This is a genomic window from Ureibacillus sp. 179-F W5.1 NHS, assembly GCF_045369345.1.
GTDB lineage: Bacteria > Bacillota > Bacilli > Bacillales_A > Planococcaceae > Ureibacillus > Ureibacillus halotolerans.
On the sequence record NZ_JBIQFG010000033.1, the window covers coordinates 15,704 to 36,861 of the forward strand.

Annotated in this window: 22 protein-coding genes; 12 read left to right on the forward strand and 10 right to left on the reverse strand. The window is 35.1% G+C overall.

Features of this window, described 5'->3' with window-relative positions; genetic code table 11:
• Nucleotides 1–95: 95 nt before the first annotated feature.
• The 5 genes from ilvA to thiD all read right to left on the reverse strand — a co-directional run bounded on the left by ilvA (nucleotide 96) and on the right by thiD (nucleotide 5,152).
• Complete coding sequence (gene ilvA / locus ACH0B5_RS13455) at nucleotides 96–1,358, reverse strand: threonine ammonia-lyase IlvA (RefSeq protein WP_122972438.1); 1,263 nt, start codon at nucleotides 1,356–1,358, stop codon at nucleotides 96–98.
• 196 nt (nucleotides 1,359–1,554) lie between these two features.
• Nucleotides 1,555–2,907 carry a YjiH family protein gene (locus ACH0B5_RS13460; RefSeq protein ID WP_122972437.1) on the reverse strand — a complete coding sequence of 451 codons (1,353 nt, stop codon included), beginning with the start codon at nucleotides 2,905–2,907 and terminating at the stop codon, nucleotides 1,555–1,557.
• A 254-nt stretch (nucleotides 2,908–3,161) separates the two neighbouring features.
• Nucleotides 3,162–3,827: a bacillithiol biosynthesis deacetylase BshB2 gene (bshB2, locus tag ACH0B5_RS13465; protein ID WP_406927953.1), complete on the reverse strand. Its 666-nt coding sequence runs from the start codon at nucleotides 3,825–3,827 to the stop codon at nucleotides 3,162–3,164.
• A 14-nt stretch (nucleotides 3,828–3,841) separates the two neighbouring features.
• Nucleotides 3,842–4,192 carry a YojF family protein gene (locus ACH0B5_RS13470; protein ID WP_122972435.1) on the reverse strand — a complete coding sequence of 117 codons (351 nt, stop codon included), beginning with the start codon at nucleotides 4,190–4,192 and terminating at the stop codon, nucleotides 3,842–3,844.
• 126 nt (nucleotides 4,193–4,318) lie between these two features.
• Nucleotides 4,319–5,152 (reverse strand): bifunctional hydroxymethylpyrimidine kinase/phosphomethylpyrimidine kinase, encoded by an 834-nt coding sequence (gene thiD / locus ACH0B5_RS13475; protein ID WP_122972434.1) that lies wholly within the window; start codon nucleotides 5,150–5,152, stop codon nucleotides 4,319–4,321.
• 223 nt (nucleotides 5,153–5,375) lie between these two features.
• On the opposite strand from thiD, the gene ACH0B5_RS13480 reads away from it, so the two are divergent.
• The 4 genes from ACH0B5_RS13480 (at nucleotide 5,376) to ACH0B5_RS13495 (ending at nucleotide 8,454) form a co-directional block, all read left to right on the forward strand.
• Nucleotides 5,376–6,056 carry a uracil-DNA glycosylase gene (locus ACH0B5_RS13480; RefSeq protein ID WP_406927954.1) on the forward strand — a complete coding sequence of 227 codons (681 nt, stop codon included), beginning with the start codon at nucleotides 5,376–5,378 and terminating at the stop codon, nucleotides 6,054–6,056.
• 307 nt (nucleotides 6,057–6,363) lie between these two features.
• The gene (locus ACH0B5_RS13485; RefSeq protein WP_122972432.1) at nucleotides 6,364–6,660 is read left to right on the forward strand and encodes a DUF5327 family protein; all 297 of its coding nucleotides are present in this window, start codon (nucleotides 6,364–6,366) and stop codon (nucleotides 6,658–6,660) included.
• Between the two features lie 53 nt (nucleotides 6,661–6,713).
• Nucleotides 6,714–7,097: a DUF423 domain-containing protein gene (locus ACH0B5_RS13490; RefSeq protein ID WP_122972431.1), complete on the forward strand. Its 384-nt coding sequence runs from the start codon at nucleotides 6,714–6,716 to the stop codon at nucleotides 7,095–7,097.
• Between the two features lie 178 nt (nucleotides 7,098–7,275).
• Entirely contained in the window at nucleotides 7,276–8,454 is a 1,179-nt protein-coding gene (locus ACH0B5_RS13495; RefSeq protein ID WP_122972430.1) for a M20 family metallopeptidase, read from the forward strand.
• Between the two features lie 57 nt (nucleotides 8,455–8,511).
• On the opposite strand, the gene ACH0B5_RS13500 is transcribed toward ACH0B5_RS13495, so the two are convergent.
• A complete protein-coding gene (locus ACH0B5_RS13500; RefSeq protein WP_241559325.1) occupies nucleotides 8,512–8,970 on the reverse strand; it encodes a spore coat protein GerQ in 459 nt (152 codons plus the stop codon).
• 562 nt (nucleotides 8,971–9,532) lie between these two features.
• Between ACH0B5_RS13500 and ACH0B5_RS13505 the strand changes: the two genes are divergently transcribed.
• Nucleotides 9,533–9,712 carry a hypothetical protein gene (locus ACH0B5_RS13505; protein WP_122972429.1) on the forward strand — a complete coding sequence of 60 codons (180 nt, stop codon included), beginning with the start codon at nucleotides 9,533–9,535 and terminating at the stop codon, nucleotides 9,710–9,712.
• Nucleotides 9,713–9,770: 58 nt separating this feature from the next.
• Here ACH0B5_RS13505 and hemQ read toward each other — a convergent pair whose 3' ends face one another.
• A complete protein-coding gene (hemQ, locus tag ACH0B5_RS13510) occupies nucleotides 9,771–10,526 on the reverse strand; it encodes a hydrogen peroxide-dependent heme synthase (RefSeq protein WP_122972428.1) in 756 nt (251 codons plus the stop codon).
• Nucleotides 10,527–10,783: 257 nt separating this feature from the next.
• Between hemQ and lipL the strand changes: the two genes are divergently transcribed.
• Nucleotides 10,784–11,617 carry an octanoyl-[GcvH]:protein N-octanoyltransferase gene (gene lipL, locus ACH0B5_RS13515; RefSeq protein WP_341361764.1) on the forward strand — a complete coding sequence of 278 codons (834 nt, stop codon included), beginning with the start codon at nucleotides 10,784–10,786 and terminating at the stop codon, nucleotides 11,615–11,617.
• An 18-nt stretch (nucleotides 11,618–11,635) separates the two neighbouring features.
• Here the strand turns inward: lipL and ACH0B5_RS13520 are convergent, their stop codons facing one another.
• A complete protein-coding gene (locus ACH0B5_RS13520) occupies nucleotides 11,636–12,298 on the reverse strand; it encodes an RsfA family transcriptional regulator (RefSeq protein ID WP_122972426.1) in 663 nt (220 codons plus the stop codon).
• 327 nt (nucleotides 12,299–12,625) lie between these two features.
• Between ACH0B5_RS13520 and ACH0B5_RS13525 the strand changes: the two genes are divergently transcribed.
• A complete protein-coding gene (locus ACH0B5_RS13525; protein ID WP_122972425.1) occupies nucleotides 12,626–12,847 on the forward strand; it encodes a YuzB family protein in 222 nt (73 codons plus the stop codon).
• A gap of 138 nt (nucleotides 12,848–12,985) precedes the next feature.
• Nucleotides 12,986–14,287: an HD domain-containing protein gene (locus ACH0B5_RS13530; RefSeq protein ID WP_122972424.1), complete on the forward strand. Its 1,302-nt coding sequence runs from the start codon at nucleotides 12,986–12,988 to the stop codon at nucleotides 14,285–14,287.
• A 63-nt stretch (nucleotides 14,288–14,350) separates the two neighbouring features.
• On the opposite strand, the gene ACH0B5_RS13535 is transcribed toward ACH0B5_RS13530, so the two are convergent.
• Nucleotides 14,351–14,536 carry a 2-hydroxymuconate tautomerase gene (locus tag ACH0B5_RS13535; protein WP_122972423.1) on the reverse strand — a complete coding sequence of 62 codons (186 nt, stop codon included), beginning with the start codon at nucleotides 14,534–14,536 and terminating at the stop codon, nucleotides 14,351–14,353.
• Between the two features lie 69 nt (nucleotides 14,537–14,605).
• On the opposite strand from ACH0B5_RS13535, the gene ACH0B5_RS13540 reads away from it, so the two are divergent.
• Nucleotides 14,606–15,121, forward strand: coding sequence for a YwhD family protein (locus tag ACH0B5_RS13540; protein ID WP_122972422.1), 516 nt, complete (start codon nucleotides 14,606–14,608; stop codon nucleotides 15,119–15,121).
• Nucleotides 15,122–15,480: 359 nt separating this feature from the next.
• On the opposite strand, the gene ACH0B5_RS13545 is transcribed toward ACH0B5_RS13540, so the two are convergent.
• Nucleotides 15,481–17,538 carry a transglycosylase domain-containing protein gene (locus ACH0B5_RS13545; RefSeq protein ID WP_406927955.1) on the reverse strand — a complete coding sequence of 686 codons (2,058 nt, stop codon included), beginning with the start codon at nucleotides 17,536–17,538 and terminating at the stop codon, nucleotides 15,481–15,483.
• Nucleotides 17,539–17,869: 331 nt separating this feature from the next.
• Here ACH0B5_RS13545 and speB point away from each other — a divergent pair, with 331 nt between their 5' ends.
• The 3 genes from speB (at nucleotide 17,870) to argS (ending at nucleotide 21,014) form a co-directional block, all read left to right on the forward strand.
• Nucleotides 17,870–18,742 carry an agmatinase gene (gene speB, locus ACH0B5_RS13550; RefSeq protein WP_122972420.1) on the forward strand — a complete coding sequence of 291 codons (873 nt, stop codon included), beginning with the start codon at nucleotides 17,870–17,872 and terminating at the stop codon, nucleotides 18,740–18,742.
• Nucleotides 18,743–18,909: 167 nt separating this feature from the next.
• The gene (locus tag ACH0B5_RS13555; protein ID WP_406927956.1) at nucleotides 18,910–19,350 is read left to right on the forward strand and encodes a YwiB family protein; all 441 of its coding nucleotides are present in this window, start codon (nucleotides 18,910–18,912) and stop codon (nucleotides 19,348–19,350) included.
• The gene (gene argS / locus ACH0B5_RS13560; RefSeq protein ID WP_122972418.1) at nucleotides 19,347–21,014 is read left to right on the forward strand and encodes an arginine--tRNA ligase; all 1,668 of its coding nucleotides are present in this window, start codon (nucleotides 19,347–19,349) and stop codon (nucleotides 21,012–21,014) included. The genes ACH0B5_RS13555 and argS overlap by 4 nt, the downstream gene beginning before the upstream one ends.
• Nucleotides 21,015–21,158: the final 144 nt, after the last annotated feature.

The following is a 21,158-nucleotide window of genomic DNA, read 5'->3' on the forward strand; positions in this document are numbered from 1 at the left end:
AAGAAAACGAAGGGGAAATGACGGAAAAATGTCGTTTCTTCTTTTTTATATTCAAAAAGAAACACCCAGCTTTTACTGAGTGTTTCCTTCAAAAATTAAACTAACAATCCGAACAGTTGGCTATCTTTATTAACTTCGGTAAATTCAAAGCCATTCATGCGCATGCGATTGATAAGGCCGTGATAATCGTCTGGACTGCTCACTTCGATTCCGACTAATGCTGGACCGCTTTCTTTATTGTTTTTCTTCGTATATTCAAAGTGGGTAATATCATCATTAGGTCCAAGAACAACCGTTAAAAATTGACGGAGTGCCCCAGCCCGTTGTGGGAAATTGACGATAAAGTAATATAATAAGCCTTCGTATAATAAAGATTTCTCTCGAATTTCCTGCATACGACTAATGTCGTTGTTGCCACCAGTAATGACAACAACAACCGATTTACCTTTAATTTCATCCGCATAAAAATCAAGGGCAGCTACTGGAAGGGCACCGGATGGTTCAGCTACAATGGCGTGTTTATTATATAAGTCTAAAATGGTTGTACTTACTTTTCCTTCTGGGACGAGTACAATGTCATCTAAATATTCATGACAAATCTCATACGTATTGAATCCGACACATTGTACAGCCGTTCCATCGCAAAATTTATCAATTTTATCAAGGGAGATCGGTCCGCCGTTTTCAAAGGCAGCTTTCATACTAGCAGCTCCAGCCGGCTCAACACCAATTACTCGACTGTTTGGTGAAATATTTTTTACGTACGTACCGATACCAGCCATTAAACCACCGCCACCAATTCCTCCGAAAATGAAATCAAGGGGTTCTTCAATGTCGTTCAACACTTCAACAGCCACCGTTCCCTGTCCTGCCATAATATCGACATCATCAAAGGGGTGAATGAAAATCATCTCATGTTCTTCACAATATTCTTTTGCTGCGGAAGCAGAATCATCGAAAGTGTCACCTTCTAAAATAATGTCGATATTATTGCGACCAAACATTCGAACTTGATCAATTTTTTGTTTTGGTGTCGTTAAAGGCATGAAAATTGTGCCTTTAATATTCAGTTGTGCACAAGCAAAGGCAACACCCTGTGCATGGTTTCCTGCACTGGCACAAACAACTCCGCTATTCCGTGCTTTATCTTCAATTTTTTTTATTTTATAGTAGGCACCTCGAAGCTTAAATGATCTTACATGTTGTAAGTCTTCTCGCTTAATATAAATGTTGGCACTATATTTTTCAGATAAATAGTCATTTTTTTGTAGTGGGGTATGTAAAACAACATCCTTTAAATGATGATGGGCAATTAAAATATTTTCCACCGTAATTCCTTTTGATTTAGCAACTTCCATCGTTTTGTAACCTCCGTTTAACTAAAACATTTACTTATTCTAACATAAAAAAGGGGAATTTTTTAAAATTATTTTTAAATTCAAAAAATTTAATAGACGAAAGCGTTTTCCTTTTGACAAAATAAAAAACATTTTTCAATAGAGTTCTAATTTCCATGAAAATAAAAAAAGACTGGCGAATGCCAGTCTTTAAAATTTAAAACAAAATATGTGCAATGACTGCAATAATTGGAATAGAAATAATCGTTCGGATTAAGAAGATAAGGAATAAATCCCAAATTTTCAAAGGAAGTTTCGTACCTAAAATTAATCCTCCGACTTCTGACATGTAAATTAATTGAGTAACAGAAACTGTAGCGATGAAGAATCGAGTTAAATCTGACTCAATACCAGAGCCTAAAACGGATGGTAATAACATATCTGCAAAACCAACGATCATTGTTTGAGCTGCTTGATCGGCAAATGGAATTTGTAATGCGGCTAGAATTGGCTCAAAAGGCATACCTAAAATTTTAAAGAAACTTGTATATTCAGCAAGAACTAAAGCAATTGTACCGAATGCCATAATAACAGGTGTTATAGCAAACCACATTTCTAGTACGTTTTTAAAACCTGCTCCAATTACTTTACCTAGATTTTTATTGCTATCTGCCTTTGATAACGCGTTGTGTAAACCTAATGAAAAAGCGTTAAACCCTTTTGGAACATCTTCCCGTTTATCATCAGGAATAGAGCCATCGATATTCGTATCGGGTTTACGGCTTAATGGGAAAATACGTGGCATAATAAGTGCTAAAATAAGTCCCACTAAAATAACTGATCCATAAAATTGGAGGAAATAATGGTTTAAATCAACCGTTTCTAATACGACAAAACAGAAAGTAATAGATACAACTGAGAACGTTGTTGCAATAGTAGCTGCTTCCCGCGCTGTATAGTTGCCTTCTTCATATTGTTTACTCGTTAAAAGTACACCGATTGTTCCGTCTCCAACCCATGAAGCTAAACAGTCAATAGCTGAGCGACCGGGGATTTTGAATAAAGGACGCATGATTTTTACCATCATGGAACCAAAAAATTCAAGTAAACCAAAGTCTGTTAATAATGGAAGTAATAAGCCGGCAAATAGGAACAGTGAGAACATCATTGTTACTAGACCGCCATCTGGAGTCAGTAAAAGACCAGACGTATTTTCACTAGTAAAAATTTCAGGACCTATTTGGAATAAATACATTGTTGCAAAAATCACTGCTAATATGCGCATAATAGTCCAGAACCAGTTAACACGGAATAAAGAATCGAACAAAGTACGTTGTTCTTTTACTGGAATGAATTGCGCAATGACAGAGCCGATTGCAGCTATAATGAAGACAATCCAAGCAAACCAATGAATAAAGCTTACAACGTTTGCAGAAAGGGCATTTGCTAATAGAGCGATAGGTACCTTTAATCCATCGGCTGTATTAACGGGTGTAATAAATAAGAAAATACCCACTAAGGACAAAAAGATAAAAAGAAACCATGTATATGAAGGAAATTTTTTTGTCATTTGTTTACCTCTTTAAATAGTATGATGAATATTTATACACTATAAAGTCTTTATATACAGTTGTAAATACGTTTTATAAAAATAAAAATATTGCGAAATTTATAAATGTATGAAAAATGAATATACAGGAAATAAAAGGATTGTAAAATGACTAATTATTTAAGTAAATGACTTTATAGTATTGAATAAAAATAACTTATAATGAATGGAAAAAGGGGCAGGAAATAATTACCTGCCCCTTTATATTATCATAATTAATCTTCAAAATTAAATAGATAAAAACGTTCTTTATCTAACCAATTATCGCCTTCATCTATTCGCTTTTTATAATCTTCAATCATCCATGCTGTTTGAGATGCATGGGCTTGTAAAGTTTTTACTTTATCTTCTTTAACACTAGTTATATCAATTTCAATATTTGGTTCGCCTTTTTCTGCCACTGTATTATTAGCAAAGCCTACTGTGTAAAGGGTAGGTCGCTCTTCTTTCGGCATACGTCTAACGGCTTCCACTACTGCGCGACCTGTTGCTTCATGGTCTGGGTGAACCGCATAGCCAGGTAAGAAAGTGATGATTAATGAAGGGTTTAATTCATCAATTAAATCTTTTGCAAGATTAACCATTTTTTCATCATCTTCAAATTCGACTGTTTTATCACGTAATCCCATCATTCGAAGATCTTCGATTCCCATATGTTTACAAGCAGCCTTTAATTCTTCACGGCGAATTTCTGGTAATGATTCCCGTGTGGCGAATGGAGGGTTTCCAAGATTTCGGCCCATTTCACCAAGAGTTAAACATGCATATGTAACTGGGACACCCATATTACGGTAAAGTCTTATTGTTCCTGCAGAAGAAAAGGCTTCATCATCTGGATGGGGAAAGACAACTAAAATTTGACGTTGTGGTTGTAAAGTCATATTAAATCCACTCCTTAATAAGAAAATGGTGTTTCACTAATTTCTAGTGCAACAGCAAGTTTTCCTGTAAAGTCTAATCCAGCCATTAATAAACGACCTTTTTCATCCATTTCATAATGAGTAATACCTTGGGCATAGACCCAACCATGCTCCATTTTTAGTCCTACTCGGTGTGGGGTATCTTCAATGATTTTTGCTAGTTCATATCGGATTTTAGCATTGCGAATGAAAGCCCCTGCATTGAACACTTTTTCATCAAAATGTGTAGCATAAGCTCCATTTGTTGTTTCTAGATGAATATAGACGTCTTTGTTCGCAAAAGAATTAAGCAATTCTTGGAGCTCGTCAATTTGTACTTCCTTCATCTTAATTCTCCTTTCACATCTATTTATTAATAAGTATAGTAAAAAATGTTACTTTATGAAAAGAAAAAGGTTTCTAGATGAAAAAAGGCAGTGTGAAGATGTTCACACTGCCAACTTAATAAAAAATTATATTTCCGTTACTGTTACTTCTGGTGCACCAAGGCGAGGTTTTGCACCGTGGTATACTGGACCAACAAATTCATTTAACTTCCATCCATGTAATATACCAGCTGCTACGAATTCTTTTGCTTCAATAACTGATTCTTTTACAGATAAACCGTTTGCTAGGTTTGCAGTAACACTAGCGGCGAAAGTACAGCCGGCACCATGATTGTAAGTAGTATCTACTTTAGGAGTTTCTAATAAATAGAAAGTTTGTCCATCGTAGAATAAGTCTACTGCTTTGTCACTATTTAATGCTCGTCCGCCTTTAATAACGATGTTTTTTGCACCGAGGGCGTTAATTTTTTGAGCAGCTACTTTCATTTCTTCAATTGTTTTTGGAGTTCCCGTTCCAGCTAGTTGACCAGCTTCGAAAAGATTCGGTGTTGTTACAAGAGCATTTGGTAATAAGTATTGAATCATTGCATCAACTGTACCAGGATTTAATACTTCATCTTCTCCTTTACATACCATAACTGGGTCAATGACTACTTTTTCAACTCCAGAAGCAGAAATTGCTTCACCAGTAGTTTGAATAACTTCTTCTGTAGATAACATGCCTGTTTTTAATGCATCGATGCCAGTAGAAAAGGCAGTTTTTAATTGGGCTTGTAATACATTGATTGGTAATGTGTGAACGCCGTGGCTCCAATTGTTATCAGGATCCATTGTAGCGATTACCGTTACAGCAGCCATTCCGTAAGTATTATGTTCTTCAAAGGCTTTTAAATCCGCTTCTAATCCAGCTCCACCTGAAGCGTCAGAGCCAGCAATTGTTAATGTTTTTTTCAATGCCATCTATCTCATACTCCTTTAATTATGTCATTATATATATGGTTCTAAAGTATAAAGCAACTCTGACTTTATAAAAATAGTCAGATATTATAAAAAGTATAATGTCAGTTTTTTTCATCATGGCTAAATCCCTCATATGGATTCTGTATAAATTTAGTGAACATATTAATCAATCATTGCAACTGCTGAATAGTTCAAGTAGTTTAAAAAGAGAGGTGTTGATTAAATGAATATGTCGATACAAAATGATTGGCAAGAAGTACTCGCAGATGAAATGAATAAACCTTATTACATAAGTTTAAAAAATTTTTTAGATGAACAATATCGTCTATCCACAGTGTATCCACCAAAGGAAGAAGTCATGAGTGCTTTTCAAACAGTTGCCTATAAAGATATAAAAGTTGTTATTTTAGGGCAGGATCCATATCATGGTCCTGGTCAAGCCCATGGAATGTGTTTTTCGGTAAAAAAAGGAGTACCCCATCCTCCAAGCTTACGAAACATATTCCAGGAGTTGCAAAGTGATCTAGGCTACCCTATACCAAAAGATGGATATTTAATAAAATGGGCACACCAAGGTGTTTTTTTATTAAATACAGTGTTAACGGTTCGACAAGGTGAAGCCAATTCCCATAAAGGACAAGGGTGGGAACAATTTACGGATAAGGTTATTGAAAAATTAGCAGAGCGACCAGATCCGATTATTTTCGTGTTATGGGGAAAACCGGCACAAAAGAAGAAAACGATTATTGATAAGAAGGGGAATCATCATTTCCTCATCCAAGCTCCTCATCCAAGCCCGTTAAGTGCCTATAGAGGATTTTTCGGTAGTAAACCATTTTCAAAAATAAACGAAAAGCTTAAGGAGTTGGGGAAACAACCAATTGATTGGCGTTTAGATGAATAAAATCGGATTCGCATTTTATAGAATTTGTTTTGCCTTTCTAGGCTAAGAAGGTGAACAGAAGAAATCGGAAAACTTTTCTCTCGAATCGAATCATGATAAATTGAAATAGAAAGTGAGTTGCTGTAAATGAAAGTGGATTGCTTTAAATGCCGATACTTCCGCGTAACGTGGGATCAGCATAACCCTAGGGGATGTACAGCATATCAATTTAAATCCAAACAATTACCCTCACTTGTTGTGAAGCAATCTTCTGGTTTAGATTGTATGCAATTTACCCCTAAACTAAAAATGGAGGAACGGTAGTCGTATGATTTCTTATCATCAATTGTTAGATGAAATCGAGCAACTTGTAGCAGATGCAAAAGGTGTCCAAGATGAACAACAAATAAGAGAACAATTAAGTGCTATTCGTGCATTATGCAACGTTGCTTTAACAAGAAGTAATAATCAGCAAGCATTACCCAATCAAACGTTAGCAACTAGTTTTTATCAAGTTCATCAGCAAATTAGCGACACTTCATCAAACGTTATTCATCGTTCTTCAATTAATGAACATAAGTTACAAGAAAAAGATGCAAATGGAGATTCGATTTTTGATTTTTAGTTTTTAAAATTGGTTACATAAAAAAGACTGTATTAAAGAGAAGAGGTTTATAAATGAAAGGTTCTATTATATCAGGGGCTATTCATGGTTTTTTAGCAGTAGCATTAGGTGCTTTCGGTGCCCATGCATTAGAAGGAATATTAGATGACTATAGTACAGGTATTTGGGATACGGCGGTTCAATATCAAATGTTTCATGCAGCGGCCATTTTAGTAATTGGTATATTGATGAGTTCCAAGTTATTAGGGTCGGTTAAACAGCTTAAAATGGCAGCTATTTTTATGAATGCAGGAATTATTTTCTTTGCTGGAAGTTTATATGTGCTAGCCCTTTCAGGAATTCGCATTTTAGGAGCGATAACTCCAATAGGTGGCGTATTATTTTTAGCTGGTTGGATTCTTCTCATCGTTTCGGTATCAAAATATAAAAACGTATAATTGTTGGAAGGAGTAGTCCGAGTTTTTTAGGGCTACTCCTTCTTTTTATCTTCAAATTTTTAGAATAAACTAACAATTTATGCTTTTATCCTTTAAAATGATGTTAATGTAAAAGGGAATGAACATACCTTTAAAAAACATATGTATATTAAAATAATGTGTGAAAGGGGCTTAAATGATGAAGCAATTATTTTCGTCATTACATCAATATTATGAAGAGATGATATCGATTCGACGTTATTTACACGAAAATCCGGAATTATCATTTCATGAAGTACATACACCTGCTTTTATAGCAAACTATCATAGAAAATTAGGTTTAGAGGTTCGAGAAAGGGTTGGTGGAAGGGGTGTAGTAGCTACAATCCGTGGCTCAAGACCTGGAAAAACCGTAGCTTTACGGGCCGATTTTGATGCCCTTGCCATTCAAGAAGAAAATGATCTTCCTTATAAATCGAAGGTAGATGGCGTTATGCATGCTTGTGGTCACGATGGACATACTGCTACACTTTTAGTACTTGCAAAAGTGTTAACTGAAATGAGAGATCAACTTCAAGGTAACGTCGTATTGATTCATCAATTTGCAGAAGAAGTAGCGCCTGGTGGGGCAAAGCCAATGATTGATGATGGATGCTTAGAAGGAGTCGATATCATTTTTGGTACCCATTTATGGGCACCGACACCATTAGGGGATATATTAGTGCGTAATGGTGCGATTATGGCAGCTGCTGATCGATTTGAAATAACGATTCAAGGTAAAGGTGGTCACGGAGCTGAACCTCATCATTCAGTTGATGCGATTGTAATCGCGTCCCAGTTTGTCACACAGCTGCAAAACATTGTATCCCGTAGGTTAGATCCTTTAAAATCTGCAGTTATTTCTGTAGGTCATTTTGAAGCCATCAATCCTTTCAATGTCATTGCGGATAAAGTTGAACTGAAGGGTACTGTTCGTACTTTTGATAAAGAGGTTCAAGGATTAATAGAAAAAGAGATTGAACTTCTTCTTAAGTCGGTATGTGAAGGATCCCATGCTACTTATGAATATTCGTTTAAGAGAGGGTATCCGCCAGTTGTCAATCATAAAAAGGCAACTCAATTTATTGCTGATATTGCTTGCAACGTTCCTGAAGTAAAAAATGTGATCGAATGTCCTCCTTTTATGATTGGTGAAGATTTTTCTTATTATTTAGAAAGGGTTCCTGGTACGTTTTTCATTACAGGAGCAAAGAATCCGAATTGGGAAGTTGCTTATCCTCATCATCATGCGCGCTTTAATTTTGATGAAAGGGCGATGTTAGTAGCAGCTAAAACATTAGGGATGGCTACATTAAACTATTTAAACACTAGTAAATAAACGAAAAAAACATCCACTTCGAACCAATAATGGCCCTGAGGTGGATGTTTTTTTGTTTTATCGATCTGTTACACCTGGTGTTTGGTTGAAATAAGCAACTTCTTCATCAAATTCTGCATAGTCGAAATAAATCATTGGGAATAAATAACGATGGTTTGTTTGCAATTCACGAATAATCGCATGGTCGCGCCCAGCTGCCTCAACTACACCTCGAACTGATACAGTATTTCCATTACCACCGCCTGTAGCTGTAGGAACAGTAAAATGGAAAGTAGCAGGCTTTCCTCTGTTTAATCTTAAAATGTTTTCAATATAAGATTCTTCGCCTCTCATTCCAGCTCCTGTTGTACCTGTTTGTGGCAAAGTTGTTCCACTTGGAACGGAAACAGGTGGAGGTGTTTGAGTTTGAGGGAAATATTGTTGACCTGTTTGTGGATAAAATTGTTGCTGTCCGAATTGAGATTGAGGGAAACCTTGTTGTTGTCTTTGACCACTTGGACTCCAATAATAAACCAACCAAAAACATCCTTTCATTTAAAATATTTAAGTACTCATTAACTTAGATATTCGCCTGGGCAGGAAGGAAAGAGAACGATAAAAAGTCCATAATAGTGTCTACTAGGCAGGCAAAATTTTGTTATGAATCTTTTCAACTCTAGGGGCAACTATCCCTACAATATGTTTCTCTCCAAAAAACCAGACCGTCTACACTGACCCTATTCACACGATACTTCCGACAATAGCATTTCTAAATTTCTGTCTCCTTTTTGCCACAGGAGTTTCATAGGCTAAGCAGGGGAATTGGGCTTCAGTAGATAGTTTTACGCCGTTTTTCCAAAGCTCCCTATATTAATGTATGCTTTTACTACCATTTAAGAATAAATAAATGATAAAAAAATGCCTATGACATTAATTTATGATTGGAGTACTAATTGGTTCGTAAAAATTGAATGAAACGATTAAATGATTAATAAAATAGTACAAAGGAAGAGTTTCGATAAAAGATTGAATTTGAATAAATCCGGGAATAATAAATGATGACGTAGTGAAATTATGTGAAGATAAAGGAGCTCAACCTATGCAGATTGGTATTTGGGTTGGAATTGTCATCAGTGCGATTATTTCATTTCTAGTCGCATTTTTTTACGAACAACCATTGCATTGGTATTTGTTTGTATTAATTTTATTTATCGGATTTTTAATTAATACAATTATTCTTATTTTGAAGACAAAGGAAGATGAAAAAAACGAGACGTAATGTCGAAGGAATTCGACCACGTCTCGTTTTTTATGATTGAAAAGTATACGCTTACTAATTACTTGTTAACTGTTAAAAATTGAACTAATTTATCGTTATCTAACAAGTTGCCGACTAAGAATTCACCAAATTCTCCATAACGTGCTGATACTTCATCGAAACGCATTTCGTAAACGATCTTTTTAAATTGAAGCATGTCATCAGAGAATAAAGTGACACCCCATTCGTGGTCATCTAAACCAACTGAACCAGTAATGTATTGTTTAACTTTTCCTGCATAGCTACGGCCAATTAAACCGTGGGAACGCATTAATTCACGACGTTCTTCCATGTTTAGCATATACCAGTTATCATTACCCTCACGACGTTTGTCCATTGGGTAGAAGCAAACATACTTAGTACGTGGAAGCTCAGGGTATAAACGGGCACGAACATGTGGATTTTGATAAGGATCTTCGTCAGAATCCTTAGCTAAATAGTTAGAAAGTTCCACTACAGAAACATAAGAATAAGTTGGAATCGTAAAATCAGCGATTGCTAATTTATTAAATTCTGCTTCCAATTCTTGAAGTTCTTCAGGTGTTTCGCGAAGAATCATTAACATAAAATCTGCTTTTTGCCCGATAATTGAATAAAATGCATGGGAGCCAGTTTTTGCTACATGGGCTTCGTTAAGTTTTTCTAAATATTGTACAAATTCATCTACTGCTTTTGTACGTTCTTCTGCAGAAACTAATTTCCAAGATGCCCAATCAATCGCACGAAAATCATGTAGGCAATACCAGCCATCTAATGTAATTGCTGCTTCGTTCATTAGTAAACACTCCTTAATTGATAATCATTCACAATTATCTTAGCATAAATTTAAAATAATTCCTTGTTAGAAGAAAGGGATTTTGTTGGATGTCACGAATTCGTCATTAGTATAAACAATCAGACACGTTCAAAAGACGTTTAAATCATTCATCTTCCTTATTAATGAAATAAAAACAAGAAGAAAACATTGATTAAGAGATGTTTTCATGTATGCTTAATTTACAGTAAATTGTTTTTCTTAAGGAGTAATTGAATATGCATCCGTTATTACAACAACAAACATGGCGGTTTATAGACCAGTCTCTTATAATGAAAAATCGAACACCCCTCGAATCCTTTGCGATGGATGATACCCTTTGTCAACTTGTAGGACAATTACAATCAAGTCCAACAGTTCGTACATGGGTTCATGATCAGACAGTTGTTCTTGGTATTCAAGATCATCGATTACCATTCATTCAAGAAGGTATTCAATTATTAAATAATAATGGATATCGAGCAATTGTCCGCAACTCTGGTGGTCTTGCAGTTTTATTAGATAGTGGAGTATTAAACATTTCTATTATTATGTCAGAACAGGCTGGAACAATCCATATTAATTCTGGATATGACATGATGGTAGACTTCATCAAATTACTATTTCCTGAAGCCGCTGAAAAAATAGAAGCTTATGAAATTATCGGTTCTTACTGTCCAGGATCCTATGATTTAAGTATAGATGGAAAGAAATTTGCAGGTATTTCCCAACGTCGATTAAGACAAGGAGTTGCTGTGCAAATTTATTTATGTATCGAAGGTAGTGGCAGTAATCGGGCAAAATTGATTAAAGATTTTTATGATATCAGTTTAAAAAAGGAAAAAACAAAATTTGCTTATCCAACGATACAACCAGAAGTAATGGCTAGTTTAAGTGAATTATTAAATAAAAGAATCACAGTTCAAGATACGGTTTTCCGTATTCAAAATGTGTTGCAGCAACTAAGCAATGAAACTCACTTATCCTCTTTAAATGAAGAAGAAATGGAACTATATTCCTTTTATTTGAAACGAGTTTTTGAACGGAATGAAAAAATGTTAAATAAAAAATAAAAAAACGTGGATGCGCCGTTAATTTGGCACGTCCACATTTTCTTTTTCACTACTACTATTTGAATAGTTTGCAACTAAATTTCCGTTTTTCTCCATTTTAAATACTGGAGCAACACGTGGTTCATCTTCTTCTAGTGTTACTAATCTACGAGCGCGATTCATGATTTGAACGAATTGCTCGTAATCTTCACGAATTTCTTTATTCTCTTGTTCTAGTCGTTTTAATTGATTTTCTAATTCTTTAATTTTTTCGGTTGCTGTATTGGCAATATGACGCCATTTAGTAGCTTCATTGTCATTCCCAGTTTGATGCTGTAAACGCAATAAATAGGCAATGACAATATCGAGATTTAATGCGGATAACGGAATTGATTTTACTTCTTCGCTATTTTGAGAATTTGGTAGTAAATAAACACCTTGTGAACGGCGTCTACCATTCATTCCTAATACTCGCATTCTCTCTTTTCTTTCTTTTTTTGCTTCAGCAAGTTCTTTTTCATATAGACGACGAACGACAGCATTCCAACGGAAACCACATGCAGCTGCTGTTCGATTTAATGCATCACCTGCTTCCTCGAAGGCGTTTAATTGTGTACTACCTTCTTTTACATGTCGTAATACTGCTTCAGCTAATAGTTCATCATTTTCTTTTAGCCAAGCATCCTGTCTAACTTTCACCATTTTTTTAACCTCCTGTAAAGTTCATAGTTTTGTTAGTTCAAAACTTATCGTGTCCAAGATGTTCCAATTTTATTCAATTATTTTTATATTTATAGGAAATAATATGTATTGGCCTATCGAACAATAGGATTTTGAAGGTAGAGTTTGGCTAGAATGGGGAAAAAAGATTTTGATAGCCAATGGTATTTTAAGACCTTTGACTGATATGTAAAGTTTTGACTTGAACAGGTATGATTTGTTAGGCTAAAATATCTGTTAGATTATTTTTTTCGAAAAACGAATAGTGTAAGTATATAAAACATACAAAAAGAAAGGGTTGTAGACAAGATGGCAAACGAATTTCGTGTTTGCGATGAATGTCAGGCCGTTAATTTAAAAACGTTAATTCCTAAATTAAAAGATATTGATCCAGATGCAACGATTGAAATTGGCTGTCATTCATATTGTGGTCCTGGTCGAAAAAAAACCTTTACTTTTGTAAATGGTAGACCGGTTGCAGCACTTACTGAAGAAGAATTGATGGAAAAAGTGAAAGCAAAACTTAAATGAGCATAATAGGGTGCTATCTTCTAACGAATAGAAGATAGCTTTTTTACTATTTACGAGTCATTTTAACAGGAGTTTGATGTATTTCCTTCAAAACTCACATATAATAGTATTAACAAAACTGGGAGTGAGGTGCGGTCTATGGAAAATTATGCAAATGCTAAATTGCTAGAAGAAAAAGTATTCAAAGATCCTGTGCACCGTTACGTTCATGTACGTGATCAGGTTATTTGGGATTTAATCGGTACAAAGGAATTTCAAAGGTTGCGTAGAATACGACAATTAGGAACGACCTATTTAGTGTTCCATGGAGCTGAGCATAGTCGTTTTAATCATTCCCTTGGAGTTTACGAAATTGTACGGCGTATTACGGATGATATATTCCGTGGACGACCTGAATGGGATGAAGGGGAACGATTACTCATTCTTTGTGCGGCATTATTGCATGATTTAGGACATGGGCCGTTTTCTCATGCTTTTGAAAATGTATTCCAGACAGATCATGAATATTTCACAAGACAAATTTTACTTGGAGAAACAGAGGTAAATGGCGTACTAAAAAGAGTTTCAGAACAATTCCCTGAAATGGTCGCCCAAGTAATCGAGAAAAAGTATCCAAATGAACTTGTAGTGAGTCTAATTTCTAGTCAAATCGATGCGGACCGGATGGATTATTTACAGCGGGATGCTTATTATACAGGTGTAAGTTATGGTCATTTTGATATGGAACGTATTTTAAGGGTGATGAGACCACGGAATGGACAAGTTTTAATTAAATCGAGTGGGATGCATGCAGTGGAAGATTATATTATGTCTCGTTATCAAATGTATCTACAAGTCTATTTCCATCCAGTTTCAAGAAGTGCAGAAGTTTTATTGAATAATATATTAAAAAGAGTGAAGCAATTAAATGAGGAAAACTATCCTTTTATAGTAGAGCCAGTTCATTTTAAAGCATTTTTCGAGAATAATATAAACTTAGACGATTATTTAGCATTAGATGAATATATTTTATTAACCTACTTCCAATATTGGACAAAGGAACAAGATTCGATTTTAAGCGATTTGTGCACTCGTTTTATGAATCGTAAACTGTTGGGATATGTTAATTTAAATCCAGAGGAAGAACCTGAACGTTTTCGTCGTTTGAAAGAGCTACTAGAGGCGGCAGGAGTTAATACAGAGTATTATTTTTACCATGACTGTACATCAGATTTACCTTATGATTTCTATCGTCCAGGTAAAGAAACTACAAGACTTCCAATTTTCTTATTGATGCCTAATGGTGAGATTCGTGAGTTATCTCAAGAGTCTTTAATCGTGGATTCAATTGCTGGTCGTATTAAAACGGATCATAAAGTGTACTATCCAAAAGAAATTTTACAGAACCCATCGGTTGATTCGGAGCTTAAAAAAGAGTTGCAGAAAGTGTTATTTAGTTAAAAATGAAAAGCATCTTAAAGTTGAGGTTCCTAATGACTTTAAGATGCTTTTTGTTCGTTTATTTTATTTATCAATAGCTCTTACGCCACCAGTAGCGTAGTGGTTTTTAGACATTTCTTCAAGCACGATTGTGACAGCTTCTGGTTTCGCGTTTACTGTTTCAACAATAGCTTCCGTTACTTTTTCTACTAAAGCTTTTTTTTGTTCGTCAGTACGACCTTCTAATAATTTTACAGTTACAATTGGCATATTACATCCTCCCAAGTGGATAAAAGTAGTGTATATTCATTATAATAGGCTTATACGGAGGGATTTACAATGGCAAATGGAGAAACACCAAAGCAAAAATTAGGCTTTACAATTATTAAAAATGATCCAACAGACGGTCATAAAGGGTTTGGTATCGGATCGTTGTCTTTAGAAAATGTATCGCCAGTGATTATTGATATAGAAGAAAAACAAGCATTTATTGATATTGGTGCGATGCATGCGAAGAGCGATGTAGAGCGTGGTATTAAATTCACAACAAATCGTGAGGATTCTGCTGGCGGTAAACCTTATTGGTTAGTTTGGGTAACGATTGATTTTAGAGAAGTTGGCCCTTATTTTGCAGGAGTAACTGCCTGTGAAATGGTTGTAAACCGTGAAAAAAGACGAGGTTATAAAATATTAGCTGATCACGTAAATAAAATGGATAAATCGATGAAACGTAAAATTATTGTGGATCATATGGATGATGAATCGAAAAAAGTTCTTGCTGAATTTTTAAAGTCCCATAACATTGAAATGTGGGAAAATAGTGAAGAACAACTTCGAAAGGATTTAACGGTTTAAGAATAATTTTATATAGTATATTTTTTTGAGAAAATATTTCAGAATTAAAACGAATCATTTAAAATGTCAATACTTTTTTGAAATACGCCATAAAAGAATTTGAACAATTTGTGAAAAATAGTTTTCTGTTTTAATCCGTTATTGAAAGTAAGTTTGAAAAAAAGTACACTGAAACTAAGCTTGCAATAGTAAGCTAGGACACTTGGCAACCCGATTTGCTTGAGACTTATGCGGCATTTGTACAATCCCAAGCCGAATGCCCCATGAATCTCAAGCTTTCGATTTGCCAAAAAAAAGCTCTCTCTTAGTGTCGGAAATCATTCCGGATAAGAGAGAGCTTTTTTGTTGAATATAATATTTTAGTTAAAGAAATCTTTAAATGCTTCGAATGGGAATAGATCTAAAAAGTTATTCCAAGAATCATCATCAAAGAAATCCGACGATGAACATTTTTCCGTTGGCACATCTTCTTTCTTTAAGTAGACCATTCTTTGTTTTGGACAAGCATCCGTTGCTAATTTCCCAGTCTCAATATCAATGAGAACTCCTTCTACACCTTCTGGCGCTTCGAAATTTTCATTTTGTTTATCTTTATTGATTGTTTCCATAAAGTCTATCCAAACTTGCTTCGAAGCAGCCATATCTTGTTGGACAGAAAGGGTTTTTCCTTGATCGTACCCATTCCATACACCTGCAGTATAACTTGGTGTATAACCGACTAACCATTGATCGCTGACAGTTGTACCTGATTTTGCTGCGTAAGTATGTGTCATACGCGGCCGTAAAGAAACACCGGTAGCTGGAGAGTAGTCACTATAAACAGGATCAAAAATCCCTGTCATCATATCGGTTAATAAATAAGCATCCTCTTCGGAAATGACTTGTTCCGCTTTTGTTTTTTTATATTTATAAACCGTTTCACCTTTTGAATTTTTAATTTCTAAGATCGTTGTAGGCTTCGTTTGTTTACCTTGATTTGCAATCGTGTTATAGGCATTTGTTAAATCATATAGAGATGTTTCAATCGTTCCAAGGGCAATGGATGGATTGTTAGCATTGGAATAGTTTAAATTGAAACGTTTTAACATATCCTCGTACTTTTCATAGCCAATTTTCTCTAATGTTTTAACAGCGTAAATATTATCAGAAATAGCAATAGCTTGGGCTAACGTCATTTCACCATCTGCAAATTCACCATTAACATTTTGCGGTTTATAAGTTGCCCGACCATTATCATAAGTGAAAACCGTCTCTCCTACATCTAAAAAGGTTAAAGGAGTAAATCCATTTTCTAATGCAGCTGCATATAAAATTGGTTTAATGGAAGAACCAGGCTGACGTACTGCTTGAGTAACTCGATTAAAGGAACTTTCTTCATAATTTCTTCCACCTACTAAAGCAGTAACGTGTCCTGTCTCAACATCCATGCTGACAAAACCAACTTGTAAATCACTGTCAGGCATGTTGTCGGCGATTGCTTCTTCAGCAGCCTTTTGGTGGGCTTGATTCAACGTTGTTTTAATAGTCCAACCGCCTTCAACGATGTTGAGATTTTCTTTTTCTAATATTTCACTAGCTTCTTGCCAAACCGTATCCAAAAAGTAAGGAGCGACAGAATTAGAAGCAGTCCATTGATCATTTTTTAAGACAATTTCCTCTGAATTTGCCCGTTTTCTTTCATCCGCTGTAATGTATTGTTGATCTTTCATTAATTTTAAAATGATTTGTTGGCGATCCATCGCTTTTTCATAATCATTAATTGGGGAGTAAATGCTTGGTCCTTTAGGAATACCTGCTAATAAAGAAGCTTCAGCTAAAGTTAATTCACTTGCAGATTTTCCAAAATAATATTTGCTGGCTGCTTCTATGCCATACATACCGTGGCCATAGTTTACGGTATTTAAATAGCCCTCTAAAATTTCATCTTTGTCATAGAAAATTTCTAATCTATATGCATAAAGAGCTTCTTGTAGTTTTCTTGTCCATGTCTTATCGAGGGTTAAATATAAATTACGGGCCAATTGCATTGTAAGGGTACTAGCACCTTCTGCCATACTTTGGGTCTTTAAATCTTTTAGTAACGCACTAGCAATTCGAGAATAATCAAACCCGTTATGTTCATAAAAATCTTTATCTTCAACTGCTATGGTCGCATCGATTAAATAGGGTGAAATTTCATCTAATTCAACCCAATAGCGTCTTTCAGCAGTTAAATAGTCTCCAATTTTGTTACCATTACTATCTAAAAACACGGATGTTTTAGGAACGGTTAGTGGGGGAGCACCAGCGATTTGAGCATAAATTCGTAATGTAAGCAGAGATATACCTACCGCACATATGAGCGCTACAATAGAAAAAGCAGAATACTTCACCCATTTTTGACGTTTTAACTTTCGTCTATAGCTTTGTCTTTTCATCCGTATTTCACCTCAAATCTTTTTAGCTAAAGTTAGTATGGACGTGATTATTTACCTTTAATCGAATTTATACATAAAAAAACTGTTGCAAGTTATCGAAAAACATCTATACTTTTTTTCTGTATGTAAAAATTATACGAAAAAAGTCGAATAAAGTTTCGAACAGTACGTTAATCGGAATTTTCTGGTAGTTTTTAAAAATCAAAACTTCGTTTAATGAAGGTAATTTATAGTAAAAATGATTTAATAGGAAGCTAGAGTTAACATTAGTAAACAAAATATGATAAATTCAATTTTGTCATTGAAAATAACTATATGAAGGTGATTATAAATGAGATTTGATGAAACATATTCAGGAAATGTATTTATTAAAAGTCATCCAAATTATGAAGAGTCGAAAGCAGTCCTTTATGGAATGCCAATGGACTGGACTGTAAGTTATCGTCCAGGTTCGCGTTTTGGTCCGGCTCGTATTCGAGAAGTATCTATTGGATTAGAGGAGTATAGTTTATATTTAGATCGAGAGTTAGATGAAGTAAAATTCTTCGATGCTGGGGACATTCCTTTACCATTCGGAAATGCTGAAAAATCTTTAAAAGAAATTAAAGATTTCGTAAGAAAAGTGTTAGCTGATGGAAAAGTTCCAATCGGTATGGGAGGGGAACATTTAGTATCTCTACCGGTTATGGAAGCTGTTTATGAAAAATATAACGATTTAGCAATTATTCATTTTGATGCCCATACGGATCTTCGTACTGATTATGAAGGGGAGCCTTATTCCCATGCGACACCTATTCGAAAAATCGCAGAACAAATTGGTCCGAAAAATGTTTATTCCTTTGGAATTCGCTCAGGTTTAAAAGAAGAGTTTGAGTGGGCAAAAGAAAATGGTATGCACATTTCTAAATTTGAAGTGTTAGAGCCATTAAAAGAAGTGTTACCTACTTTAGCTGGACGCAACGTATATGTAACGATTGATATTGATGTTTTAGATCCGGCCCACGCACCAGGTACTGGAACGGTGGATTGTGGTGGTATAACATCAAAAGAATTGTTAGCTTCCATTCATGCAATTGCTGGTAGTGAAGTTAATGTAGTTGGTTGTGATTTAGTTGAAGTGGCACCAATTTACGATTCATCAGAAATGACTGCCAACACTGCTTCGAAGCTATTACGGGAAATGATTTTAGGTTGGATAAAGTAAGGAATAATTAGGAAATGCTAATTATGAAGAGGGCATGGGGGACGATTACGTTTTCCATGCTTTTTTCCATATTCACGAGTTTCATCTTGATAAAAATCATTAATTCATCCTATAATAAAAAGGTTATCTATATAAGTAAATGAAAGCCCGAGGAGCTGACCTCAGAAATGAGTGTAGTAGAAACAGATGTTAAAATTAAACTAAATTCCACTATTATACCGACAGATGGAGAGTCTGAAAAATATGAAATGTGGTTAAGTGGAACTTTTATAAAAAAATCAGGTAAGACCTATTTACGTTATGTGGAAGAATTGGAAGAAAAAAAGATTCGTACAACGGTTAAATTTGGCGATAAGCAAGCTCTTATTTTACGTAGTGGTGGAGTAAAAATGAGACTACCCTTTAATGCTAGTCAAGATGAAAGAGGCCATTATGATACCCAATTTGGGACATTACCTATCATTACTAGAACCCATCAATTGGCCCATGAATATCATGAAGAAAGTTTAATTAGTGGAACATTTAATGTTCAATATGATCTCATCATTAGCGGGCAATCCGTTGGAAAATATACGTTGGAAATTCAATATTCGGAGGGACAAAAATGAATGCAGTAGAACAATTGCAACAGTCAATTAAAGAAGTTTTAAAAGTAGCTGTGGAAAAATCAGGCTTAGTTGAAGAAGGGGCACAATATGCTATTCATCTTGAGACGCCTAAAGATAAGGCAAATGGTGATTTTGCCACTAACTTAGCGATGCAATTAACAAAATTAGCAAAAAAACCACCTCGCGCTATTGCTGAAGCGATTTTAGAAAACCTTGTAACAGAAGGTACAGACATTGAAAAGGTGGAAATTGCTGGACCAGGGTTTATCAACATTACAGTTCGTAAAGATTTTCTTGCAGATGTAGTAAAAGCCGTAAAAGAGCAAGGGGAAAATTACGGTCGCACTACCACTGGAAACGGACAAAAAATTCAAGTAGAGTTTGTATCTGCTAACCCAACAGGAGATCTTCATTTAGGTCATGCCCGCGGAGCAGCATTTGGTGACTCATTATGTAATGTGTTAGATTTTGCAGGCTACGATGTTTCCCGTGAGTACTATATTAATGATGCAGGGAATCAAATTAACAACTTGGCCTATTCTTTAGAAGCTCGCTATAAACAAGCGTTAGGTATGGATGCTCAAATGCCAGAAGATGGTTACCATGGCCAAGATATTATTGATATTGCAGGTAAATTAGTAAATGAATTCGGTCGTACTATTTTAGATAAATCCGATGAAGAACGTTTTGAATTTTTCCGTGAGCACGGCTTAAAACTAGAATTAGATAAATTAAAAAATGATTTAGCAAACTTCCGTGTAAACTTTGACGTTTGGTATTCTGAAACTTCTTTATACAAAAATGGCAAAATCGATGTGGCATTAAATAAATTAAAAGAAAACGGCCATGTATTTGAAGAAGAAGGGGCTACTTGGTTCCGTTCTACAACATTCGGAGATGATAAAGACCGTGTTTTAATTAAATCAGATGGTTCTTATACTTATTTAACGCCGGATATTGCTTATCATGAAGATAAAATTCAACGTGGTTTCGAAAAATTAATAAACATTTGGGGTGCTGATCATCATGGTTATATCCCACGTATGAAAGCAGCTATTCAAGCCCTTGGATATGACCGTGAGAAATTAGAAGTTGAAGTTATTCAAATGGTTCAACTTTATAAAAATGGCGAAAAATATAAAATGAGTAAACGTACAGGTAACGCAGTAACGATGCGTGAATTAGTTGAAGAAGTAGGAATCGATGCAGTACGTTACTACTTTGTAAAAACTGCCTGCGATTCCCATATGGACTTTGACTTAGATTTAGCTGTTTCCCAATCAAATGAAAATCCAGTTTACTATGCTCAATATGCCCATGCTCGAATTTGTTCGATTCTTCGTTCTGCACAAGAACAAGGATTTGCTGCATCATTGGATTACTTAAACTTATTAACTGCTGAAAAAGAAGAAGAGGTATTGAAAAAAGTTGGGTCATTCCCACAAATCGTAGCAGAGGCTGCGAAACATCGTACTCCTCACCGTATTGCAAACTTTATACAAGATTTAGCGGCTTCATTCCACAGCTTCTATAATGCGGAAAAAGTTCTAAATCCAGATAATAAAGAATTAACAGAAGCACGTCTTTCTTTAATTAACACTGTTCGTGTAACATTGGCTAATGCATTAAAATTAATTGGTGTAGCCGCTCCTGAAAAAATGTAAAATCATTAACCAGTCTCAAAATGATATGCCCCGTAAAAGTTAGACACCAATCTAACTTTTACGGGGTGTTTTTTATGACTAAAATTACAAAAGATGAAAAAATACGAATATTATTACGTTATGTAAATGGACAAGAAAGTGTAA